Annotated in this window: 23 protein-coding genes and 8 tRNA genes; 28 read left to right on the forward strand and 3 right to left on the reverse strand. The window is 37.3% G+C overall.

Annotation, left to right across the window (positions count from 1 at the left end):
• Window positions 1–113: 113 nt before the first annotated feature.
• Complete coding sequence (locus ACQKNC_RS22035; RefSeq protein ID WP_427426855.1) at window positions 114–1,301, reverse strand: FtsW/RodA/SpoVE family cell cycle protein; 1,188 nt, start codon at window positions 1,299–1,301, stop codon at window positions 114–116.
• A gap of 390 nt (window positions 1,302–1,691) precedes the next feature.
• On the opposite strand from ACQKNC_RS22035, the gene ACQKNC_RS22040 reads away from it, so the two are divergent.
• The 8 genes from ACQKNC_RS22040 to ACQKNC_RS22075 all read left to right on the forward strand — a co-directional run bounded on the left by ACQKNC_RS22040 (window position 1,692) and on the right by ACQKNC_RS22075 (window position 10,766).
• A complete protein-coding gene (locus ACQKNC_RS22040) occupies window positions 1,692–2,444 on the forward strand; it encodes a hypothetical protein (protein ID WP_427426856.1) in 753 nt (250 codons plus the stop codon).
• 262 nt (window positions 2,445–2,706) lie between these two features.
• Entirely contained in the window at window positions 2,707–3,786 is a 1,080-nt protein-coding gene (locus tag ACQKNC_RS22045) for a D-alanine--D-alanine ligase (protein WP_427426857.1), read from the forward strand.
• Between the two features lie 11 nt (window positions 3,787–3,797).
• Complete coding sequence (locus ACQKNC_RS22050; protein ID WP_427426858.1) at window positions 3,798–5,165, forward strand: UDP-N-acetylmuramoyl-tripeptide--D-alanyl-D-alanine ligase; 1,368 nt, start codon at window positions 3,798–3,800, stop codon at window positions 5,163–5,165.
• 86 nt (window positions 5,166–5,251) lie between these two features.
• Complete coding sequence (locus tag ACQKNC_RS22055) at window positions 5,252–5,944, forward strand: alpha/beta hydrolase (protein WP_427426859.1); 693 nt, start codon at window positions 5,252–5,254, stop codon at window positions 5,942–5,944.
• A 351-nt stretch (window positions 5,945–6,295) separates the two neighbouring features.
• Window positions 6,296–7,822: a DEAD/DEAH box helicase gene (locus tag ACQKNC_RS22060; RefSeq protein WP_427426860.1), complete on the forward strand. Its 1,527-nt coding sequence runs from the start codon at window positions 6,296–6,298 to the stop codon at window positions 7,820–7,822.
• Window positions 7,823–8,071: 249 nt separating this feature from the next.
• Window positions 8,072–8,551 (forward strand): PH domain-containing protein, encoded by a 480-nt coding sequence (locus ACQKNC_RS22065; protein ID WP_427426861.1) that lies wholly within the window; start codon window positions 8,072–8,074, stop codon window positions 8,549–8,551.
• Window positions 8,544–10,010: a PH domain-containing protein gene (locus tag ACQKNC_RS22070; RefSeq protein ID WP_427426862.1), complete on the forward strand. Its 1,467-nt coding sequence runs from the start codon at window positions 8,544–8,546 to the stop codon at window positions 10,008–10,010. Before ACQKNC_RS22065 ends, ACQKNC_RS22070 begins: the two co-directional genes overlap by 8 nt.
• A 180-nt stretch (window positions 10,011–10,190) precedes the next feature.
• Window positions 10,191–10,766: a GNAT family N-acetyltransferase gene (locus ACQKNC_RS22075; protein WP_427426863.1), complete on the forward strand. Its 576-nt coding sequence runs from the start codon at window positions 10,191–10,193 to the stop codon at window positions 10,764–10,766.
• A gap of 97 nt (window positions 10,767–10,863) precedes the next feature.
• Here the strand turns inward: ACQKNC_RS22075 and ACQKNC_RS22080 are convergent, their stop codons facing one another.
• Complete coding sequence (locus ACQKNC_RS22080) at window positions 10,864–11,484, reverse strand: rhomboid family intramembrane serine protease (RefSeq protein ID WP_427426864.1); 621 nt, start codon at window positions 11,482–11,484, stop codon at window positions 10,864–10,866.
• 64 nt (window positions 11,485–11,548) lie between these two features.
• Between ACQKNC_RS22080 and acpS the strand changes: the two genes are divergently transcribed.
• The 20 genes from acpS to ACQKNC_RS22180 all read left to right on the forward strand — a co-directional run bounded on the left by acpS (window position 11,549) and on the right by ACQKNC_RS22180 (window position 22,990).
• Window positions 11,549–11,902, forward strand: coding sequence for a holo-ACP synthase (acpS, locus tag ACQKNC_RS22085; protein WP_427426865.1), 354 nt, complete (start codon window positions 11,549–11,551; stop codon window positions 11,900–11,902).
• 257 nt (window positions 11,903–12,159) lie between these two features.
• Window positions 12,160–13,260: a LolA family protein gene (locus ACQKNC_RS22090; RefSeq protein ID WP_427426866.1), complete on the forward strand. Its 1,101-nt coding sequence runs from the start codon at window positions 12,160–12,162 to the stop codon at window positions 13,258–13,260.
• Window positions 13,261–13,477: 217 nt separating this feature from the next.
• Window positions 13,478–14,599 carry an alanine racemase gene (gene alr / locus ACQKNC_RS22095; RefSeq protein WP_427426867.1) on the forward strand — a complete coding sequence of 374 codons (1,122 nt, stop codon included), beginning with the start codon at window positions 13,478–13,480 and terminating at the stop codon, window positions 14,597–14,599.
• Window positions 14,600–14,957: 358 nt separating this feature from the next.
• Window positions 14,958–15,221 (forward strand): hypothetical protein, encoded by a 264-nt coding sequence (locus ACQKNC_RS22100; RefSeq protein ID WP_427426868.1) that lies wholly within the window; start codon window positions 14,958–14,960, stop codon window positions 15,219–15,221.
• A 4-nt stretch (window positions 15,222–15,225) separates the two neighbouring features.
• The gene (locus tag ACQKNC_RS22105; RefSeq protein WP_008177055.1) at window positions 15,226–15,576 is read left to right on the forward strand and encodes a type II toxin-antitoxin system PemK/MazF family toxin; all 351 of its coding nucleotides are present in this window, start codon (window positions 15,226–15,228) and stop codon (window positions 15,574–15,576) included.
• Between the two features lie 491 nt (window positions 15,577–16,067).
• Window positions 16,068–16,469, forward strand: coding sequence for an anti-sigma regulatory factor (locus ACQKNC_RS22110; RefSeq protein WP_427426869.1), 402 nt, complete (start codon window positions 16,068–16,070; stop codon window positions 16,467–16,469).
• Between the two features lie 12 nt (window positions 16,470–16,481).
• Complete coding sequence (locus ACQKNC_RS22115; protein ID WP_427426870.1) at window positions 16,482–17,477, forward strand: PP2C family protein-serine/threonine phosphatase; 996 nt, start codon at window positions 16,482–16,484, stop codon at window positions 17,475–17,477.
• Window positions 17,478–17,549: 72 nt separating this feature from the next.
• The gene (locus tag ACQKNC_RS22120; RefSeq protein ID WP_427426871.1) at window positions 17,550–17,879 is read left to right on the forward strand and encodes an anti-sigma factor antagonist; all 330 of its coding nucleotides are present in this window, start codon (window positions 17,550–17,552) and stop codon (window positions 17,877–17,879) included.
• 2 nt (window positions 17,880–17,881) lie between these two features.
• Window positions 17,882–18,352 carry an anti-sigma B factor RsbW gene (rsbW, locus tag ACQKNC_RS22125; protein ID WP_427426872.1) on the forward strand — a complete coding sequence of 157 codons (471 nt, stop codon included), beginning with the start codon at window positions 17,882–17,884 and terminating at the stop codon, window positions 18,350–18,352.
• Window positions 18,330–19,115 carry an RNA polymerase sigma factor SigB gene (gene sigB / locus ACQKNC_RS22130; protein ID WP_427426873.1) on the forward strand — a complete coding sequence of 262 codons (786 nt, stop codon included), beginning with the start codon at window positions 18,330–18,332 and terminating at the stop codon, window positions 19,113–19,115. Before rsbW ends, sigB begins: the two co-directional genes overlap by 23 nt.
• Window positions 19,116–19,361: 246 nt before the next feature.
• Window positions 19,362–21,536, forward strand: coding sequence for a Tex family protein (locus ACQKNC_RS22135; protein WP_427426876.1), 2,175 nt, complete (start codon window positions 19,362–19,364; stop codon window positions 21,534–21,536).
• A gap of 124 nt (window positions 21,537–21,660) precedes the next feature.
• Window positions 21,661–22,122 (forward strand): SprT family protein, encoded by a 462-nt coding sequence (locus tag ACQKNC_RS22140; protein WP_427426874.1) that lies wholly within the window; start codon window positions 21,661–21,663, stop codon window positions 22,120–22,122.
• A 91-nt stretch (window positions 22,123–22,213) separates the two neighbouring features.
• Window positions 22,214–22,290, forward strand: a tRNA-Asn gene (locus tag ACQKNC_RS22145).
• Between the two features lies 1 nt (window position 22,291).
• Window positions 22,292–22,363: transfer RNA gene (locus ACQKNC_RS22150), tRNA-Glu, on the forward strand.
• Window positions 22,364–22,399: 36 nt separating this feature from the next.
• Window positions 22,400–22,475 (forward strand) — tRNA-Asp (locus ACQKNC_RS22155).
• A 5-nt stretch (window positions 22,476–22,480) separates the two neighbouring features.
• Window positions 22,481–22,555 (forward strand) — tRNA-Gln (locus ACQKNC_RS22160).
• Window positions 22,556–22,570: 15 nt separating this feature from the next.
• Window positions 22,571–22,643: transfer RNA gene (locus ACQKNC_RS22165), tRNA-Lys, on the forward strand.
• Between the two features lie 65 nt (window positions 22,644–22,708).
• Window positions 22,709–22,791: transfer RNA gene (locus ACQKNC_RS22170), tRNA-Leu, on the forward strand.
• A gap of 24 nt (window positions 22,792–22,815) precedes the next feature.
• A tRNA-Arg gene (locus tag ACQKNC_RS22175) sits at window positions 22,816–22,892 on the forward strand.
• A gap of 24 nt (window positions 22,893–22,916) precedes the next feature.
• Window positions 22,917–22,990 (forward strand) — tRNA-Gly (locus tag ACQKNC_RS22180).
• A gap of 17 nt (window positions 22,991–23,007) precedes the next feature.
• On the opposite strand, the gene ACQKNC_RS22185 is transcribed toward ACQKNC_RS22180, so the two are convergent.
• The coding region (locus ACQKNC_RS22185; RefSeq protein ID WP_427426875.1) for a hypothetical protein at window positions 23,008–23,198 on the reverse strand (191 nt) is incomplete at its 5' end.

Genomic DNA, 23,198 nt, shown 5'->3' on the forward strand with positions numbered 1-23,198 from the left:
TATTTTTTACGAAAAAAATTTAAAGCCGGTGAAATTTTACTGATCGTAAAATTTCACCGGCTTTTTAGTTTAGAGATGGGTTTTGTCCCAGCCTCATTTTTTTATATCCATCATTAATCATCATCATCGTGAGTAGTAAACATGTAAGTACGATAGTGGAAACGCATACTGAAAACAAGACCGATGGCAAGAGCGTTCCCCATCAATGAACTTCCTCCATAACTGATAAATGGTAGAGGAATACCAGTAATAGGTAATAATTGAATAGTCATTCCGATATTTTCAAATACGTGGAATGTAATCATTGCAATAATACCAGCACATACATATGTTGAGAATGGATCTTTCAATAATAATGTAGTTTTTGTTAAATGATAGATTAATAAAAAGAAAAGACAAATAACGAAACTAGCTCCAATAAAACCCCATTCTTCTCCGATAACTGTAAAAATAAAATCGGTATGATTTTCGGCAACGTAAACTTCGCGACCACGGAAACCTTTACCGAAAATTTCACCTGAACCAATAGCATTTAAGGAAGTAATTAAATGGTATCCATCACTAGAAGAATATGAATATGGATCTAACCAAGAATAGATTCGAGCAAACTGATATGGTTTAAAACCAAATGCTTTCTCTAAAAAACTCTGCATATAGAGTGCCATCCATAAAAGAGAGCCACCTACTAAAGCGGTACCTAGAAAAGTTGGTAAAATTATTTTCCAGGATACACCTGCTACAATGACAACTGCAGCTGTAATGGCAAAGAATACTAAAGCTGAACCAAGGTCAGGCTGCTGCATAATAAGAGCTAAAGGTATTAATAGTGTAACAGCGATTTTACCTAGCAATATAAAGTCAGTTTTTATTGATCTAAAAGAATAGACTTCGTTGTGCTTACTAATAAGTCGAGCAAGTGCTAAAATGTAAAAGGTTTTCATAAACTCTGAGGGCTGCATATTCCCAATAGGTGTATTATACCAGCTCTTAGCACCGTTAATAGGTTGACCAATTTGCCCTTTTCCTTCTGGCATGAAGATGAGCAGTACTAATAAGGCGATGCCTGCACCATACATGTACCAAGACATCTTTTTATATTGGTCAGGTTCAAAAAACATAACTACTCCAATAATAACCGCGCCAATGATGTACCATTGCAATTGTTTGGGAACATAGTTAATGCCATATTGACCTGATGTTTGAGCCGATGCAATGGCTAACAAACTTACGACTAGGAAGATTAAAAGTATAAAAGCGAGCGTCCAGTCAAAACGATTCGCGAAATTTCGTTTATTTTCCATACAAGCCACCTATATCAAAATAGTATTTCTTAATGAGTAAATTTGAATCAAATTAATTCCAATTCAATATACTACCAAATATATTTAAAAGGAACATCCACCATAGGTCAAGAGGCAAATATCAAACCGAAGTGAGCGTGTTAACGAGGAGGCTCAATACTGGTTTTCGGCTTAGAATCCTCTCAGATATTTGTAAAAAAAGAATAGAATTATATTTTTTGAAATTTGTTCATTAGAGTAGTTAAAAACATATGCGCAAAAGCATCTTTAACATTCATATTATAACGTAAAAAACACTTTTACGCCTGTGAATATTGATATGACGATTATTAACATAAAATGTTTCAAAAAATTCTCGTTTAGTTTTATAATGTAGTGAAGAATGGGGTGATGGTTGTGGCTAAAAAATTGAAGTCAGCTGAAGATTTTATGTATCATATTTATGTTCATATGAATGATGTCGATAAATTTGTTATTTTTGGCGGGCTTAAATTCTCGCAATTTGTGGCTGCACTCGAACCACTGCATCACTTACTGCTATTGAAACATTCCTATGAAGATGGTTCCTTTAATATGCATACACAGTTTGATTATATACCAGAAGAGGAAGTACCTCGGTTTGTAAAGAAAGCTACGGAATCCAAGGAATTGTGTTGGATAGACTTTATGGATGAGAAGAGGTTAGACCAACTAACGCCAATGGAACAAGGAGAATTGCTTTACATAAGTCATAAAAAGGAACCGATTACTTCACCATTTTTTAATAAATTGCAAAATCGATTTGTCTACTATTCTTCAGACTTAGAGAAAATGACTAAAATTTATTTTCGCCATTTAAGTGATTCAGATTTACTCATTGCTAATGTTTTGAATAGTTTAATTCGTGAAAAGGAACGTAGCACTGGTTTTTGGCGAAGGAAAGTGAAATCGAGTATTCCTTCTATTTCACCTGAGTTTTTGCGTGCCTATCGTTCTTTCGCTAAAGACGGAGCACTGCTATCATTGTATCGAATTGAAAAGCCTAAAGAAGCTTATGGTATCGAAATTCGCAATCTATCAGAGTATTCCTTCCTTGATGAAGTATGGGATGATTTAAATACAATTTTGAAAAATGAACACGATGAATTGATTTATATTATTTAATTTCTTTAATGAATATACACTCAAATCTCACCGTCAAAATTACGGTGAGATTTTTATCTTCATTCAGTAATTGTTTTGTGTAGAGTAAGCAAAGCGTCAGTTACAGATGTTATTTGTGCGAAAGCGCAGCGACAGCAACAAATGATTTCTGTGCGAAAGCGTAGCGACAGCAACAATTTATGCCAAGGCGAAATTGATGTCATTTGTCTAGACGTTTCATGATAAACTAATAATACTCAAGAAGTATGTGGAGGGCACAAAAATGAAAAAAAGAATCGGTTTATTGTACGGTGGAAAGTCAGCAGAGCATGAGGTGTCATTGTCGACAGCACGTGCAGTCACTGGAGCTTTGAATTTCGAGGAGTATGAAGTATATCCGATTTTCATTACACTTGAAGGGGAATGGCGCCGCGGTGAGCGTCTAGAAAAACCTGCAAGTACAATTGAAGAATTACAATTTGGTGATAATGCTAATATTTTAGAAAATAATATTTCAGATTTTTTAATCGATAAAGATGGAAAATCTGTGCAATTCGATGTAATTTTCCCATTACTTCATGGTACTAATGGTGAAGATGGAACTGTTCAAGGTTTACTTGAGGTTCTAAATTTGCCGTATGTAGGAAATGGTGTGTTAGCATCAGCAACTGGCATGGATAAAGTAATCATGAAGCAATTATTTGAAATTGCCGGCTTACCACAAGTGCCGTATACGTACTTCATTCGTAGCGAATGGGCTAATGAACAGGAGGCTATTCTTGCTCGTTGTGAAGAAAAGTTGGATTGGCCAATGTTTGTGAAACCTGCAAACTTGGGATCAAGTGTCGGAATTAATAAGGCAACAAATCGTGATGAATTAGTGAAAGCTATCGAAATAGCCTTACAGTATGATCGTAAAATTGTAATTGAGCAAGGTATTATCGCTCGTGAAATTGAACTAGCTGTGCTAGGAAATGACTTCCCGGAAGTTTCGGTACCTGGTGAAATTAAACCAGTAACTGAATTTTATGATTATGATTCCAAATATAAAGATGGCTCAACAGCCCTTATTATTCCAGCAGAGCTTCCTGAAAATGTAGTATCAAGCTTACAGGAGCTAGCAAAGCGTGCGTTCAAAGCTATTGATGGAAGCGGTTTAGTTCGTGCAGACTTTTTTGTGACGGCCGATAACAGCATTTATATTAACGAAGTGAATACAATGCCAGGTTTTACACCTGTTAGTATGTATCCTCTTCTTTGGCAACATACGAATGTAAGCTACCCAGAGCTTATTAATCGTCTGATTACACTAGCAATTGAGCGTTTTGAAGAAAAACAACAGCTTCACTATAAAAAAGACTGAGTGGGATTATTGTGAAAAAAACATTAAAACAGTTAGCTACATGGTTACATGAAGAAGTGCCTGCTTTTGGTGATACGGTCGTATCAGGAATTTCCATTGATACGCGAACAATTCAACAAGGGGACCTATTCGTTCCATTTCGTGGTGAGATGGCCAATGGACATAAATTTGTTCTGCAAGCTTTTGAAAAAGGAGCAGGTGCTTCTCTATGGCAGAAAGATGAACCAAATCCACCACAAGGTGTACCATTACTCTTTGTAGATGATCCGGAATTGGCGCTGCAGCAAATGGCACGTGCCTATCGCAGTGAGCATAAGGCGAAATTTATGGGTATTACTGGTTCAAATGGTAAAACATCGACGAAAGATATTTTAGCAGGAACGCTAACACCATTTTTTAAAGTACAAAAGACAATTGGGAATTTTAATAATGAACTAGGTTTACCTATTACGGTTTTACAGCTAGATGAAGATACTGATGTTGCTGTACTTGAAATGGGGATGAGTGGTTTTGGTGAAATTGAATTTTTAACGAAACTTGCTCGTCCACATATGACAGTGATTACAAACATTGGCGAGGCTCATATGCAAGATTTAGGCTCGCGTGCGGGAATCGCTAAAGCCAAATTTGAAATTATTCAAGGAATGCAACCTGATGGAGTGCTATTTTATGATGGAGATGAACCGCTGCTTCAAGAACTAGTTGCGAAAGAGCAGCAGTTAAATGCAGTGGCATTTGGTTTAGAGCATGGCAATCTATTGTATGCAGACAATATTGAAGCAAATGCTGATGGTAGTAGCTTCTCTACACATGGTGTGATTGAAGGAGATTTCTTTATTTCCGTTCTCGGGAAGCATCAGGTGAAAAATACATTAGTCGCTATGTTAATTTCTCAAAAGCTAGGTTTAAATGATGACCAAATTCGTGCATCCTTAAAACAAGTAGCTCTTACAGATATGCGTATGCAACAAGTGAATGGATCAAATGGGGCATTGTTTATTAATGATGCATATAATGCTGCACCAACTTCTGTAAAGGCAGCTATTCAATTTGTAGCATCGACAACGATTCGCCCAGAAAAATGGCTTGTGTTAGGTGATATGCTTGAACTTGGACCAAATGAAAAGCATTTCCACGAAGATTTATCGAAGGATATTTATGCAGAAGAAATCGCTTTTGTATGTTTATTTGGCCCACGAATGGCTTATTTAAATGAAGTCTTAAAAGAGCGTTTTGATGCGGAACATTTGCTATATGTAGAGGATGATTATACGCCAATTATCGAAAAACTACAGCAAGCTAACGAGGAGTCTATCGTTTTACTAAAAGGCTCTCGTGGTATGAAATTAGAAACGATCTTACGTGCGTTTACATCATAAAATGAAACAAGGAATCGGTGGGACATTCTCTCACCGATTCCTTCATTCTTTGACTTAAATGAGTTATACATTTAGAGGTGAAAGTAATGTCAGTAGGTGTGTTATGTATTCATGGATTTTCAGGCGGACCTTATGAAGTAGAACCTTTTACTACCTATTTACGTACGCATACAAATTGGTTGATTGAAGAACCTACTTTGTCAGGGCATGGAGAGGAATTACAAATGCGTGGTTTCACCGCTAAGCATTGGTTAATGGATGCCGAGCTTGCTTTTCGTGCTCTTGCCAAAAAAGTAGATGAAGTAATAGTAGTCGGGTTTTCAATGGGTGGCATTATTGCGCTCTATCTAGCCAAACGTTATAAAGTGAAAAAGCTCGTATTACTAAGCGCTGCTGCCAAATATGTGAGTCCGAAGCAACTGGTCAAAGATTTTAAAATGCTTGCCACTGAGGCATACCATCGTAATCTGTCTAATAATGAACTGTTTTTACGATACCGGCATAAGTTTAACAATGTGCCACTATCGTCAACGATAGAATTCATGAAGCTTGTTCGAATGGTGGAGCCGTATTATAAAGATATTAAAATTCCAGTTTATATTGTACAAGGGAAATTAGACGGAATAGTGCCTTATCATACTGCTCACTTTTTATATGATCAATTAAACTCAAACGATAAAACTTTGTATTTTTCTGATAATGGCAAGCATCATATATGTTATGGCGAAGATTGCATGGAGTGGTTTTCTTACGTTTTGTCGTTTTTAAAGAGTTCATAAAGTAGTCAGATTATTACGACTCATGCGTTATCGTTGCATACGTTTTAATCCCATGTTAGACTAGTGTAAGCAATGGATACATTTTGTGCGAAGACTCTTCATATTTGATTGAAGAGTACTTTTTTTTGAACACAACGGTTTTATTCTAAAGTGAATAATTACGACAGAATCAAACCGCTCGGTAAAGACCGGGCTTTCCTTTTCATATAAGAGAGCTCTATGTGAACAACATATAGAGAAAATTTTTAAGTAACGGAAACGTTCCACAACACAGGCTCGAATTTGCCGACAACTTCATCTGAAAATGTAACCATTTGTCAACTTAAAAGCAAAAAAAGGAGATTGAGAAGTTTGACAAATTTTTCAGAATTAAATATTAGCGAATCTACATTACGCTCTGTAAAGCGTATGGGATTTGAAGAAGCAACGCCAATCCAAGAAGGTACTATTCGTTTCGCTATTGAAGGCCGTGATGTACTAGGTCAAGCGCAAACGGGTACAGGTAAAACTGCCGCTTTCGGGATTCCACTTATCGAAAAAATTGATCCTAAAAACCCTAATATCCAAGCATTAGTAATTGCTCCAACACGTGAATTAGCAATTCAAGTTTCTGAAGAGCTCTATAAAATTGGTTATGACAAACGTGTAAAATTATTATCAGTTTACGGTGGTCAGGAAATCGGCCGTCAAATTCGTGCGCTAAAAAATAGACCACAAATTATCGTCGGCACACCTGGTCGTATTATTGATCATATCAATCGTCGTACGTTAAAATTAGAAGATGTTCAAACATTGGTGCTTGATGAAGCAGATGAAATGTTAAACATGGGCTTTATCGATGATATTAATTCAATCTTAGAAAACGTCCCATCTGAACGCCAAACTTTACTGTTCTCAGCAACAATGCCACCAGCAATTCGTAAAATTGCTGAAACATTTATGCGTGATCCAGAAATCGTAAAAATTAAAGCGAAAGAATTAACAGTTGATAACATCGATCAATATTTTGTGAAGTCTGCTGAGCGTGAAAAGTTCGATATTTTATCTCGTTTATTAAACGTTCACCAACCAGAACTTGCCATTATCTTTGGTCGTACAAAACGTCGCGTTGATGAACTTGCACAAGCGTTATCAATTCGTGGTTACCTTGCTGAAGGAATCCATGGTGATTTAAGCCAAGCGAAACGTATTTCTGTGTTACGTCAATTTAAGGAAAATAAAATTGATATTCTTGTGGCAACAGATGTAGCTGCTCGTGGGCTTGATATTTCTGGTGTAACACATGTTTATAACTTTGATATTCCTCAAGATCCTGAGTCTTATGTTCACCGTATTGGTCGTACAGGTCGTGCAGGTAAATCAGGTCTTGCAGTAACATTTGTAACACCACGCGAAATGGGTTACCTACGTATTGTAGAAGAAACAACGAAAAAACGTATGACACCACTTCGACCACCAACATCGGACGAAGCTTTAGTGGGTCAACAACGCCTAGCTTTGGAGACACTAGAAGGTCTTATTGCGAACAACGATTTAGGTGATTATCGTACACTTGCGACAGAATTACTTGAAAACCATGATGCAATCGATGTTGTAGCTGCTGCACTTCGTTCATTAACAAAAGAGCCAGATGACTCGCCAGTAACAATTACTGAAGAACGACCATTACCAATGCGTCGTGAGCGTTCTGGTAACCGTGGCGGAGGAGATCGTGGACGCGGTGGTAACCGTAACTTTAACGGACGTCGTGATGGCGGACGTGGCGGAGATCGTCGTGGAGGACGTGGCGGAGATCGTCGAGAGGGCGGACGCCGTGACGGAGGTCGCCGTGAAGGTGGACAAGGTCGTTCTCGTGCACCACGTCGTCACGAAGATTAAATTTTTCTTCATCAAAATGATTAAACCTTACAGTCAAAGCGGCTGTAAGGTTTTTTTGCTTCTTTCAACGGGTGTCCAAACACCTACTGAAACAGAGGACCTCGGTCTAAGAACGCCACGTCCTATGGCAATTTATCTGTAGCGAAAGCAAAGCGACAGCTACAATTACAGCAAGGCGAAATTGATATAATTTGAAACAAAAAGATAATTGTCTACGTATACATAGTTAAAGAAAGAGAGGGAATGACTTTGAGAGCAGAACCAATGCATAAAATTTCTAGGAAAGGGTTAACAGTGTGGCGTTTATATGGTGTATTGCAAACGTTATTACTTTTGATTGTAGCAGCGTTTTCATGCTACGGTACTTATTATTTTGAATGGCCATCATTTATTTATTTCATCGCAGTTGCTGTAGTCATACTTAGTGCTGTTCTATCCACTTATTTATTTCCAAAGATAAGATGGGAACGCTGGCGCTATGAGGTGCGTGACAATGAGATTGAGGTGCAACATGGTTTATTTGTTGTTAAACGTACACTCATTCCAATGGTGCGCGTGCAGCATGTTGATACGACGCAAGGACCGATATTAAAAAAATATGGTTTGGGTAATATTTCAATATCTACAGCGGCAACTGTACATACAATTCCTGCACTTGTGATGGACGAAGCTGATGGACTTCGAGCACGTATTTCGGAATTAGCAAGGGTGGCGGAAGATGATGTCTAAGGAAATCAATCGCTTACACCCGATATCGGCTATTATTACAAGTGCAAAAGCATTAAAGAGTATGATTTTCCCGTTAATTATTATTATTGCAACTAATGGTTTTCACTTCTCCTTTAATTTCCATAGTGATAATTTTTGGCGGACGACTTTCTTATTCGGTATTTGGGGAGTAGGGGCTTTACTTGCGTTTGTTAGTGGCATTGTTAAATGGCGCACCTTCGTATATTGGTTTGAAGATGGAGAATTGCGTGTAAAGTACGGCTTGTTCGTTAAAAAGAAACGTTATATCCCATTTGAACGTATTCAAAGCTTAAATTACAATGAGGGTATTTTTCATCGGTTATTTGGCTTAGTAAAGGTTCAAGTTGAAACTGCGGGAAGTAAGGATAGAAAGCCTGAGGTTGAGTTAACGGCTATACGTAAGGCAGCGGCAGATGTCATAGAGCTGGAAATGCGTCATGCAAAGAACCAAGTAAATGAACAGATAACTGATGAACAGTCGCTAAAAGAGGAAGTATCAGTTCCAACTATTTATCATATGTCGATACGTGATTTGCTTATATTGGCCATAACTTCAGGAGGAATTGGGGTAGTTCTGTCCGGTCTAGCAGCAATTATCTCTCAGCTTTCAGATATAATACCATATGATGAAATATTTAATGAGTTAGCTGACTTTGCGAAAATCGGTGCATTTTTAGTTGCACTAACAGTGATAGTCAGCCTAATTGTGGCATGGTTTGTGTCATTTGTTATTACACTGATCAATTATTATGAATATACAGTCCGAATTGAAGATGAAAAGCTTATTATTACAAAAGGGCTAATTGAGAAAAAACGGATAACTTTACCGTTAAATAGAATTCAGGCGATTCGTATTGTAGAGAATCCAGTGCGTCAATTATTTGGATTTGCAACAGTTGTTGTTGAGAGTGCTGGAGGAAATGGTGGAGATGGAAATGATAAAAAAATTACTCTGTTCCCACTTATTCAGAAGCAAGATTGTTTGGAAACGCTAGAGCAACTTTTCCCGGATATAAATTGGCGACCAGAATTTATCTATTCACCAAAACGAGCTCGTTCAACTTTTTACCGAATTGACTTTGTTTGGCTCATACCTATAATTGGTGCATGTAGTTATTTCTTTTATCCGTATGGGTTGCTTTCGTTATTATTAATTCCATTAACAATATTAATTGGTATTTGGCAACATAAAGCAGCTGGTTATATAATAGATGGAAAGCAACTAACTATGCGATATCGTGTGTTCAGTCGAATTACATTTATTATGGAGAAAAAACGCATACAATCTATTGGAACTACTCAAACTTATTTCCAAAAAAGAAGGAATGTTATGACTGTAAAAGCGACGGTCATGTCAGGCATGACTGGTATGACAGGGAATGTACGAAGCTTAGAGCAGCAAGATGCTGAAACAATATTATCTTGGTATGAACATTGAATGTATAAAGTTTACTAATCTTAAGGATGGCATTTTATCATTCAACATCCGTTGTTATAAGGAGCTTATCGAACGCGCTCAGTCGAAAACGGATATCAACTTAATGTGTTGCTGATAATTCTGTAATTTTATGAAAATACTGTTTATAATAGAATAAATTGAACAAAAGGGGTGGTAATTTTGTTTAAGTATGATATTAATAAGAACACGTATTTGAAATTGTTGGATTTAAATGACGTAGATGAATTATTCGCGTTGACAGATCGTTCGAGAGATACGTTGCGAGAGTGGTTACCCTTTGTGGATGATGTGAAAACAGTAGGAGATACAGAGCGATTTGTTAGAGCTGCGATGCAACAATATGCGGATAATAATGGCCTACAAGCGGGGATATATTATGAGGGGAAGCTTGCAGGAGTGATTGGCTATCATCAAGTGAACTGGCAGCATAGATGGACAAGTATCGGATATTGGTTAGGGAACGAATTTGTTGGTAAAGGCTTAGTCACAAATTCTATGAAAGCATTTATTGATTATGCCTTTAGCTATCTGAAGTTAAACCGCATTGAAGTGCGTGTAGCGGTAGGAAATATTCGAAGCCGCACAATCCCAAAAGTATTAGGTTTTAACGAAGAAGGGCGTTTAAGAGATGCGGAGTGGCTTTATGATCACCATGTAGATCAAGTTGTATATGGCCTAACAGCAGTTGAATGGAAAAAAATAAAGGTAGCGAAAGAAGAAACAATTGTGCTATGAAATAAAATTGAAAAGTGAATATAACTCTAGCATAAAAATAAGAGGAGCAATCCGCAATGATAGCATATCACCGGAAGATTGCTCCTCTTTGTACCTATTACTTACCCGCCATCTTTTGTTTACGCCAGCTTAAAATTCTTTTTGGGTGTAAGTAGATGAGTCCAAGAAGGAATCCTGCTACTAAACCGCCTAAGTGAGCGTAGACATTCACATTCGGCTGTAGAAAAGTCATAATAACACTGATAACTATAATTGGCAAAATAAGTTTGCGAAGCATCGGCATTGTGCGACGTGTATAGTAGACAAGTGCGCCGAAAGCACCGAATATTCCGAAAACAGCTCCGCTTGCACCAAGGCTTACATAACTACTATCATAAAGTAGGTAGGTTGCCATGTTGCCTACAATCCCAGACATTAAATAAATTGTAATAAAACGTGCCTTGCCAGCGATTTTTTCAAGCTCCGGTCCAAATAAATATAGTGAAAACATATTAAAGAAAACGTGCAAAAAGCTAGCATGTAAAAACATTGCAGAAAAGACGCGCCACCATTCACCGGTTTGTATAAGGAAGTTTGCTTGGACTCCGTAATTTAATACATTTCTACCTACTCCCGGTAAAATAGTTATTACATAAACAATTAAATTAACAGCTATTAATGTTGAAACAATCGGATAATACTTTGTATATTGCTTAAAATTTTCTGTTCTACTAAACATAACTCCACCTCAACTTACAATTATTATACATGGCTTTTTAGAAATAGGAAAAGGAGAAGTTCTAATGATTAAAGGAATTGGTCTCGACATTGTAGAAATTGATCGAATTGCTAAAGCAATGAGGAGAACAAATAAATTTAAAGACCGCATTTTAACTGAAAAGGAAAGAGTGTTATTTGATGCACATTCAGAAACTCGCAGAATAGAATTTTTGGCTGGACGATTTGCTGTAAAAGAAGCATTTTCAAAGGCATTAGGTACTGGTATTGGTGAAGAATGTAAGCTTCATGATGTTGAAGTTTTAAGAGGAGAAGCTGGTAATCCTGTTTTATACTTCAAAGGAGAGCTTGTAAATGGATTTGTAAGTATTACACATTCTAAGCAATACGCGGCGGCTCAAGTAATATTATTAAATTAAATAATGATAAACACAGCTTTCATCATATAAAACATTAAAAAGGCTCATCACCAAAAGTTGGGTAAAACACATGCCATGCATGTATATAAGTTGATTTCCGTTCCGACTGGGCGACTCCTACGTTATGATGGTGAGCTATTAAAAAGTAAATAAATTTCTGAGTGAAGATAAATATATTGCCCTTGTTCAAATGACATAACTGACAAATACGGTTCATATATTGTCGTAGTGGATTTGAAAGAAGAAAGGATGAAAGCGTGGGCAACCGTATAGTTAAATGGCTCGTCTTACTTTGTACGATATTACTTTTGTCGGCATGTGGTACAGACTCACAGGAAAAAGTGTTGAAGAAAGTTAATGGGAAATGGGCAGAGACAAATGGTTATGAGTTGAATGCTACGATGGAGATTAAAGCTGGTGGGGATCCGAAAAAATATGATGTAACAGTTTGGCATACGAAACCTGATTTCTATCGAGTAGAAGTAGTAGAAAGTGGGAAAGATGTTTCACAAATGATAGTGCGAAATGCAGATGGAGTTTTTGTTGTCACACCTACATTAAACAAAATGTATAAATTCCAAAGTGATTGGCCAAAGAAAAATAGTCAAGCCTATTTAATAGGCGCACTAGCAGAAGATTTAGCTCAAGATAAGAATTTAGTCATGAAAGAGGAGGACAAAGCATATATATTTGAAGCAGCTACTAGAAATAGCTATAAAAATAGTATGCCTCATCAAGTTATAACGGTTGATAAGAAAACAATGCTCCCAACTTCTGTAGTAATTATGAATGATGTAAAAGAAGAGCAAATTCGTATTACATTTAAAAATATAAAATTAGGTGTTCAACATGCGGCTAAAGAGTATGCTGTTGAGCAATTTACAGAAACAGATGAAACAAAAGGTAAACAAGCTGCACCACCAGAAAAAGATAACAAAGATAGCAAAGACGATAAGGAGAGCAAAAATAACCAGAGTGGAAATGAAGGGGAAAAAGCAGTAAGTGCAGAAGCCGGAAATAAAGAGTTCCAAACACACTATCCTGTTGTAAACTTGGAAAACACGAAGATGGTGGATGAGAAAGTTATTCGAGAAAGTGGAATGGAACGTGTCATCTTAACATTCGATGGTGATAAGCCATTTACGGTTATGCAACAACCAGTTACGAAAGAGACTGCTATGTTGCCAGTATCATCTCCTGGTGATCCGGTAGATTTAGGCTTTACGATTGGAGCTATTACAGATACATCTATTAGCTGGGAAAAGGATGGCGTCGAATTCTTTGTAGCATCGAGTAAATTGACTCGTGATGAAATGGTGGAAGTTGCTACTTCTATGACGGTAGGTAGTATGAAATAATTTTCTAGCTACAGCTTTCTACATGGAAGGCTGTAGCTTGTTAAGTAAAATAGTACAGATTTGATGAAAATTAACACTGTTTAGAAAGTGTTAAGTCATATATGATAAAAGTTATGTAGAAAATTAGTCTAAAATAGAACGATTTATGTAAAATAAGTAGTGAAAAGGCAATTTATTCAATACATATTGTTTAATAAATAATAAAGAGGGTATTCTAATGAAGACACAGCAATATTTTAGACCAACCAAAGCAATTGTAGACTTACAGGCAATTCAACAAAACGTAATAAATTTGAAAAAGCTACTTCGACCTAATGTTCAAATTATTGCTGTAGTAAAAGCAAATGCATACGGTCATGGAGATGTAGCCGTTGCTAAAGCGGCACTTGAAGCAGGTGCAACTATGCTCGCTGTGGCAACGCCTGATGAAGCATTACATATTCGAGCACATTTTGAAGAACCAGACATACTAATATTGGGTGCCTCTCCAGTTTCGTTTGTACCATATGCTGCTCAGCAGCGCATATTTCTTACGGCATTTGCAAGTGAATGGGTACAGCAAGCGGCTCCATTCATAGCTAATGAAGCAAATCCTTTACGACTACATATAAAAGTAGATAGCGGAATGGGCAGAATTGGCGTTCGTTCAGAACAAGAATTATTGGATCTATATCAAACAATACAGGATACAGAGAATGTGGAGCTTGATGGGATATTCACACATTTTGCGACTGCGGATGAAGAAGATACCTCATACTTTGATTTACAGGTACAATTTTTTGAAAAATGTGTAAATGAATTGCCTGAAAAACCTAGACTTGTTCATGCATCAAACACGGCTACATCCTTAGTGAGAGATGAGCATTTACAATTTGATGCCGTTAGATATGGTATTTCAATGTATGGATTATCACCATCTTTTTATGTAGAAGGTATTTTACCATTTCCGTTACATCCGGCGTTTTCGCTAGAGAGTGAGCTTGTTCATGTGAAACAGGTACAAGCGGGCGATTCCATAGGCTATGGAGCTTCTTTTGTGGCCACTTCGGATATGTGGGTAGGGACGATACCAGTAGGCTATGCTGATGGAGTAATTCGTAAATTAAGTGGACAAGAAGTACTAATTGATGGACAAAGAATGCCGATTGTTGGACGGATTTGTATGGATCAATGTATGGTTGCCTTGTCAAAAGCATATGCTATAGGTGAGAAAGTGACACTCATTGGTCGTCAAGGGAAGAATGTTATTTCAATGGATGAATGGGCAACGAAGCTTGATACCATTAATTATGAAGTACCATGCATTATTACAGCAAGAGTTCCTAGATTATACATTTGACTTTAGACACAGCCTATAAGAATTTTACCTCTTTGCAGAAAAGAATTTTGTATAGGTGGTCTTAAATAGTTTCAACATTTAACTTTGGACAAATGAATACTATACTAAAGTAACTAAACAGCTCGGTAAATAACTGCTACAGAAGAACATGTTAGATTACCGAGAGGTTGAGTCATTCATAATTTGTGACATATTGCAAGGTGAATGAATCGGCATATACCTTCGACAACCAACATATTTTTACAACTTGGACTTTTAATTGTCAGATATTTTGTCATTTCGTGTCTTTTCAACAATATCTTTCAATGGTAGAATGGGTAGTAATGAAAAGTGGATGGTTCCGTTGGAGGTGCTTGCTGTGTACGAGAAAAAGTTAAGAGAAGCTACAATTGCTGTTCAAGACAGACTATTTCTACAAACGAAGGAAGTAATTGAAAGTGAATCTTTTGCGTGTATTTTGTCGCGCAAAGTTTTAATGCAGGAGCAACCAAATCAAATACGGGAAGCTATGATGAAAGGATATGTTGAAATGTCTCATATTAATTTAAGTATTGCAAGTGAATGCTTGCATGCGGAATATGAAGCACAACATACAGTGGAGCGTCTCGTAAGCGGGGGATGACACTTTGAATGTAAAACGTGGTGACGTTTTTTTTGCAGATTTATCACCGGTAGTTGGGTCCGAGCAAGGGGGCACTAGGCCGGTGCTGATTATTCAAAATGATATTGGCAATCGATTTAGTCCGACTGTCATCATCGCAGCTATTACTGCACAGATTCAAAAAGCAAAGTTACCGACGCACGTCGAAATCAATGCTGAAAAGTATGGTTTTGAACGTGACTCGGTTATTCTGCTCGAACAAGTGCGAACGATTGACAAATCAAGATTGACAGATCGTATTACGCAACTTGATCATGCTGTGATGGAGAAAGTTGATGGTGCATTGATGATTAGTTTAGGGCTTGTTAAATTTTGATATACATATGTGTATAGAGGCATTGAGATGATTTTTCATCTCGATGCTTTTTTTATCTTCATTCAGTAGGTGTCCAAACACCTACTGAAATAGAGGAACTCATTTTAAGAACGACAGGGTCTGTGGCAATTTATCTGTGCGAAAGCAAAACGACAGCTAAAATTACGCCAAGGAGAAATTGATATTGTACTCTCAAAATACCTCATTACCATAAATTGAAATCGCTATTCAAAAATGGTATTAATAGATTTAAGATATACTCAAGATTTATACTTTGAATAGATTTTTGAAAAAAATATCGAAGGTTTAAGAAAATTTACATAGAATTTTATCATCATTCATCAGTTGTTTTTTTGTAGCAAGCGAAGAGGGAGCTACAAAATTTATGCCAAGGTGAAATTGATAAGATAATTAAATTTTTTAAAGTATTTTGTCTAGCGGGTTGAAAAAAGCGTAAGAGTATAACTCCGAAAGGAATTGGGGGGACAGCAGTGACAATTAAGTCTTCGGTTGAAATTATTACTGAGTGGGATATAGTAGCTGCAAGACAACTGGGACGTGACGAAGCAAAGGCACTTGGATTTGGCACTGTTGATCAGGCTCGCATCACCACAGCTATAAGTGAACTAGCGCGAAATATATATTTATATGCAAGGATTGGTGTCATCGTAATTGAAAAAGTTGAAACAGACACTGAGAAGAAAATAATTGTTATTGCAACAGATCAAGGCCCAGGAATAAAAGATGTTCGTAAAGTAATGGAGGAGGGCTACTCCACTTCAGGAGGGCTCGGTGCAGGTTTGCCAGGCGTTAACCGATTGATGGACAGTATGATTATTCAATCGGTTATTGGAGAAGGAACAACGATAAGAGCTGAAAAATGGCTGCGTTAGGATGTGGAATTGTTGAAACAATTAGAATCTCAATATAAAAAGATTTTGTCAGATTATATGGATGATCAAACTGAAAAGAATCTATATATTGCTCAAAATTTCACTCGTCAGTTAATCCAAAAGAATATACCTCCAGAGGATGTTGTAAGTATTCATAAAAACGCCGTTGAGAAACTGTTCCCACGTAGAATGAGTGAAGAACAGCTTTCATATGATTTTCTTATCGAAGTTATGGTGCATTATGGAATGGCTCATAGGGAGCACCAAAGTTTATTACAAAAACAAGCAGAATATGAAATGGAAATGAAAATCGCTACAAACATTCAGAAAACATTACTTAAAACAGACGTACCACAACTTTCAAGTGTGGATATAGGAATGATATCTATTCCAATTCGGAAGATGAATGGAGATTATGTGCATTTTTTATATAATCGAGAGGATTATTTGAGTGTAGCTGTTACAGATGTAGTAGGTAAAGGTGTTCCAGCTGCATTATGTATGTCTATGGTGAAAAATGGTCTTGAGACATTAGAATATGCATATAAAGATCCTTCATATGTATTAGAGGTCATCAATCGAGTAATTGAAAAGAGTGTAGATGACAGCATGTTTGTTTCCATGTTTTACGGTTGTTTGGATTTACAAAAAAGTATTTTTTCTTACGCTTCTGCAGGTCATGAGCCAGCTCTTCATTATAGTGCTAAACATGATAAATTTTTTCCTTTGGAATCGACAGGATTATTACTAGGAGTGTTACCAGAAACAAAATATTCGTATAACGAAATTGCTTTGGAAAAAAACGATATCGTAATAATGATGACGGATGGTGTTACTGAATTCAGATCGCATGATGAATTGAATTCGGGAGAGGTTATTACATCATTAATATTAGAAAATAAATATTTGTCAGCTCAACAATTATGTAATCTTCTGTATAAGCAAATTGAAAAAATACAGGATTTTAAACTATCAGATGATTTTACGGTAGCAATTATAAAAAATTAGTTATTTAGGTTTGAATTTTTGCAATTACGGGAAAAGAAAAGCAGTCTAACAAATATGGTGGAGGTGTGCTGTATGGACATGGCGATACACTTTAAAGAACTTGATAATAAATTATACGGATTTATTGAGGGCGAAATAGATACTTTTACTGCTTCGGGTCTAAGAGAGGAATTAGAGGCAGTAAAAATTACTGAAGGACTAGAAATAGTGCTTAATTTATCAAAAGTTAATTATATGGATAGTACAGGGTTAGGTATTTTTGTAGCCTTTTATAAAAGAACGTTACGTGAAGATGGTAAAGTTAAGCTTGTTGGTTTATCGAATAGATTACAAAGGTTGTTTGAAATTACTGGTTTAAGCGATTTAATGGATATTGAAACTGATAAAAAGGTGGAATCATGAAAATGAAGGAATTTGATTATATTGAGATAAGGGTTCCTGCAAAACCGCAATTTGTCAGTGTGATTCGATTGACGGTCTCTGGCTTAGCTAGTCGTATTGGGTTCAATTATGATGATATTGAGGATTTAAAAATTGCAGCAAGTGAAGCGGTAACGAATGTTGTTCATCATGCATATAAGGACGAAGAAGAAGGAGAAATCGTCATTGGTTGTGCGTTGTATGAAAATAAAATAGAAATGATGATTGCAGATTACGGCAATAGTTTCAATTTTGAGGAGATAAAGTCGAAAATTGGTCCGTATCATCCTGAAGAGAGTATTGCAGGGCTGCGCGAAGGTGGTTTAGGACTTTATTTAATGGAAACTTTGATGGATGAGGTGATGATAAATAACGATGGTGGCGTAACTGTTTTCATGACAAAGTATGTCGCTAGAGAGCAGGTGGAAAAAAATGTCGAAAGAATCACTACATAAATCATCGTCTAAGGAAGATATACTAAGGTGGATTGCATTGTACCAGTCAACGGAGGATGATGAAGCACAAACAAATTTAGTGATTCATTATCGATATTTAGTTGAGTCCATTGCACGCAAATATTCGAATGGTAAAACTTATTATGATGATATTACTCAAGTAGGTATGCTAGGGTTGCTAGGTGCAATAAGGCGTTTTAATCCTAATATTGGTCGAAGCTTTGAAGCGTTTGCTGTACCAACGATTGTTGGAGAAATTAAGCGCTATTTACGTGATAAAACTTGGGATGTTCATGTACCGAGACGGATAAAGGAACTAGGACCGCGAATTAAAACAACCGTGGAAGCATTGACAATTGAGTTACAGCGTTCTCCATCTATTAAGGAAATCGCGGATCAATTAGAAGCGGAAGAAGAAGAAGTTTTAGAGGCTATGGAGATGAGCCGTAGTTACCATGCTCTTTCTATGGATCGTTCAATAGAGTCTGAGTCTGACGGTAGCACATTAACGTTATTCGATACTATGGGTAAAGAAGATGACGGCTATGAATTGACCCATAAAAGAATGATTGTTTCTAACGCAATGAGTGTTTTAAATGAGAGAGAACAACAAATAATTCAACTTACATATTTAGAGCAACTCACTCAAAAAGAAGTTGGGGAACTATTAGGGATTTCTCAAATGCATGTATCTAGAATACAAAGGAAGGCAATAAAAAAATTACGGGAAGCCACCTTAGCAAGTGATGGTGTTTCGCTCTGAAAATTTTGATTGCTGGTGCTGTCCTAAAAATAAATATGGTATGTTTAAAGACATTAATACATGCTGATATAAAGGTGAGATTTCGTTATAGTTGTCGCTTTTGAATTCGACAAAGCCGATTCCGGATGCAATTATGCCGAGGCATAATTGATTGAAATAGTTTACTCTTCTTTCAGAGTAGACTATTTTTTTGCAATTTTAGTAAAGTGTAATGGTAAAATGAAAAGAAAAAAAGGTAGTGATGATGTGGAACAAAAGCAAATGTTACAGCTCATTGCAAAGGATGTAGCTATTAAGCCAGGCCAAGCTGAGGCCGTTATTAAATTATTAGAAGAAGGAAACACGGTGCCATTCATTGCACGTTATCGAAAAGAAGCTACTGGGTCCCTTGATGAGGTACAGATTAAAGCTGTAGAGGATCGTTATCACTACATACAGCAGCTTGAGCAACGCAAAGAAGAGGTTATACGGTTAATTCAGGAACAAGATAAATTAACACCTGAATTAGAACAAGCTATTCAAGCAGCGACTGTTTTACAGCGTGTAGAGGATTTATATCGACCTTATAAACAAAAACGCCGAACAAAGGCGACAATAGCGAAAGAAAAAGGGTTAGAGCCTCTTGCGGATCTTCTATTAGAGTATCGTAGTGATGCTTTAGAACAATTAGCAAGGGCTTTCGTAGATGCGGAGAAAGTTGCTAATGTAGAGGATGCGTTAGCTGGGGCTCGAGATATTTTAGCAGAGCGCTTTGCTGATGAAGCGGCAATCCGTGAAAAAATTCGTACGTATTCTTGGAAAGATGGAGTACTCGTTACTAGTGTCAAGAATGCAGAGGCAGATGAAAAAAATGTTTTCGAAATGTATTACGAATATGAAGAGCCCGTAAATCGTATTGTTCCACACCGTATTTTAGCTGTAAATCGTGGTGAGAAAGAAGAAATCTTAAAAGTGGCAATTCAAGTACCAATAGATCGAGTATTGATGATTATGTGGAAGGAATGGATTCCTGCTACAGGTTCTTCACCAGCAATTGCCGAAGTAAAGCTAGCGATAGAGGATTCGTACAAGCGTTTAATTCAGCCTTCTATAGAACGAGAGTTACGAAATGAACTTACAGAAAAAGCAGAGACGCAGGCTATCCACATTTTCTCTGAGAATTTACGTAATCTTTTATTACAGCCTCCAATGAAAGGGAAGTATGTATTGGGTGTTGATCCAGCCTATCGTACAGGCTGTAAGTTAGCTGTTGTAGATGAAACTGGGAAAATGCTAGAGGTTACAGCCATTTATCCGCATCCGCCAAAACCGGATGTAGCAAAATCAAAAGCAGTTGTGAAAGGGATTTTAGCTAAATACCCAATTACTATCATTGCTATTGGTAATGGTACTGCATCACGCGAAACAGAACAATTTATAGCAGATGTATTGAATGAACTTGAAACTGATACAGCTTATGTTATTGTCAATGAAGCAGGTGCATCTGTTTATTCAGCTTCTGAAATTGCCCGTGCAGAGTTTCCTGATTTACAGGTAGAACAACGTAGTGCCGTTTCTATTGCACGTCGCTTGCAAGATCCATTGTCGGAGTTAGTAAAAATTGAACCAAAAGCAGTTGGAGTAGGTCAGTATCAGCATGATGTCTCTCAAAAGAAATTGACTGAGTCCTTAACATTTATAGTAGAGACAGCCGTTAACCAAGTTGGTGTTGATGTTAATACAGCCTCAGCTTCGCTACTACAATACGTTTCTGGATTATCTAAAACTGTTGCGGAGAATATTGTGAAGGTGCGAGAGGAAAATGGACAATTTACTACACGTGCTCAACTAAAGAAAATTCCACGACTTGGTGCCAAAACGTATGAACAAGCAATTGGTTTCTTACGTGTTCCAGGAGCAAAAAATGCATTTGATGCTACGGGCATTCACCCTGAAAGTTATAGTGTAGCCGAGCAGGTTTTAGAGGTAGTACAAATTGATAAAAAAGAGCTTGGGACTCAGAAGGCAGAGGAAGCCATTGCAAAACTAGATGTAGAAAAATTAAGTGGAACTTTAGATATTGGAGTTGTCACAATACAGGATATTGTGGATACATTAATGAAACCAAGTCGCGATCCACGTGATGCATTCCCTCAGCCTTTGCTGAAAACAGATGTATTAAAGATGGAAGATTTACAAGTTGGGATGGAATTGCAAGGTACAGTGAGAAACGTAGTTGATTTCGGAGCATTTGTAGATATTGGAGTTAAGCAGGATGGGCTTGTGCATATTTCAAAATTACAAAAAAGACGTATTAAACATCCATTAGAGGTTGTTGCTCTCGGTGACATTGTGACGGTTTGGGTAGAACAAATAGATGTCAATAAAGGGCGTATTTCATTAACTATGCTACCTCCTAAAGATCAAACTATCGAAGCGTAATTGTAGCTGTCGCTTTACTTTCGGTACAGATAGATTACTGACGGTCAATCAATGCAGGATAAATTAATACCACACTGTCTATACTAAGCAGTGTGGTATTCTTGTTGTTAGAGGTGATATAGATATGAACAATGAGGAACTACAAAATCTCGTTAGTCGAATATCATTAGAAAGTTTCCAGAAGCCATTCATGCATCAAGCATATTTTAATCCAAGGTTACGTTCAACAGGTGGACGTTACCTTTTACAATCGCATAATATTGAAGTTAATCCAAATGCTTATGAAATGTATGGTATTAGCGAAGTAGAAGGTATAGTTCGACACGAATTATGTCATTATCATTTACATTTAGAAGGCAAAGGGTATCAGCATCGAGACAAAGACTTTCGAGAGCTATTAGTAAAAGTGAATGCTCCTCGGTTTTGCTCAGTATTACAAATCCCTAAGCTATCTCAAAAAAAGCAACGTCGACTGTATACATATACATGTGTAAAATGCCGACAACAATATGTAAGAAAAATTAGAATGAACGTGGGGAAATACTGCTGTAGCAAGTGTTTAGGACGTTTGGAGTTAGTAGAATAAAAAAACTTTTAAAAAAAGGTTGACGTTTACTGTAGATGTCCCTATAATAGTAAAAGTCGACAAGATAACGACGACAAAACATATGAATTATTCCGAAGTAGCTCAGTTGGTAGTAGCACCTGACTGTTAATCAGGTTGTCGCAGGTTCGAGTCCTGCCTTCGGAGCCATGGCCCCTTGGTCAAGTGGTTAAGACACCGCCCTTTCACGGCGGTAACACGGGTTCGAATCCCGTAGGGGTCATTTCATTAGTTTGATTCATAAAAATATAGTAACATTGGTCCCGTGGTGTAGCGGTTAACATGCCTGCCTGTCACGCAGGAGATCGCCGGTTCGATCCCGGTCGGGACCGCCACTTATTGGGGTATAGCCAAGCGGTAAGGCAACGGATTTTGATTCCGTCATGCCTAGGTTCGAATCCTAGTACCCCAGCCATTCATTTCTTAATACGAGCCATTAGCTCAGTTGGTAGAGCATCTGACTTTTAATCAGAGGGTCGAAGGTTCGAGTCCTTCATGGCTCATCTCTTTAAGAAAAAAGTTGACTTCTTAGATTATCATAGTATAATGAGGAAGTTACTAATTGAATGCGGTCGTGGCGGAACGGCAGACGCGCTAGGTTGAGGGCCTAGTGGGGGCAACCCCGTGGAGGTTCAAGTCCTCTCGGCCGCACTAAATCGATTTTTAAACATATATGCGCCCGTAGCTCAATTGGATAGAGCGTCTGACTACGGATCAGAAGGTTATGGGTTCGACTCCTGTCGGGCGCGCCATTTTAAATTAATATTATTTATCTTGCGGGTGTAGTTTAATGGTAAAACCTCAGCCTTCCAAGCTGATGTCGTGAGTTCGATTCTCATCACCCGCTCCAAAAAAACTTATTGACATTCATATTTTTGTGTAGTATGATGTAGAAGTTGTCGCTTCTAGTGGCATTATGAACCTTGAAAACTGAACAAGCAAAACGTAATCAATAAAGTTTTCAGTAGCTAACCTTGAGTTAGTGAACGAAACAAAATTTTGGACATCAAACATGATGCCAGCAAAACAATTTGAGCTAATCAAATTTCTTTTTATGG

The sequence above is a fragment of the Lysinibacillus sp. NPDC094177 genome (genome assembly GCF_050279145.1).
Taxonomy (GTDB): domain Bacteria; phylum Bacillota; class Bacilli; order Bacillales_A; family Planococcaceae; genus Lysinibacillus.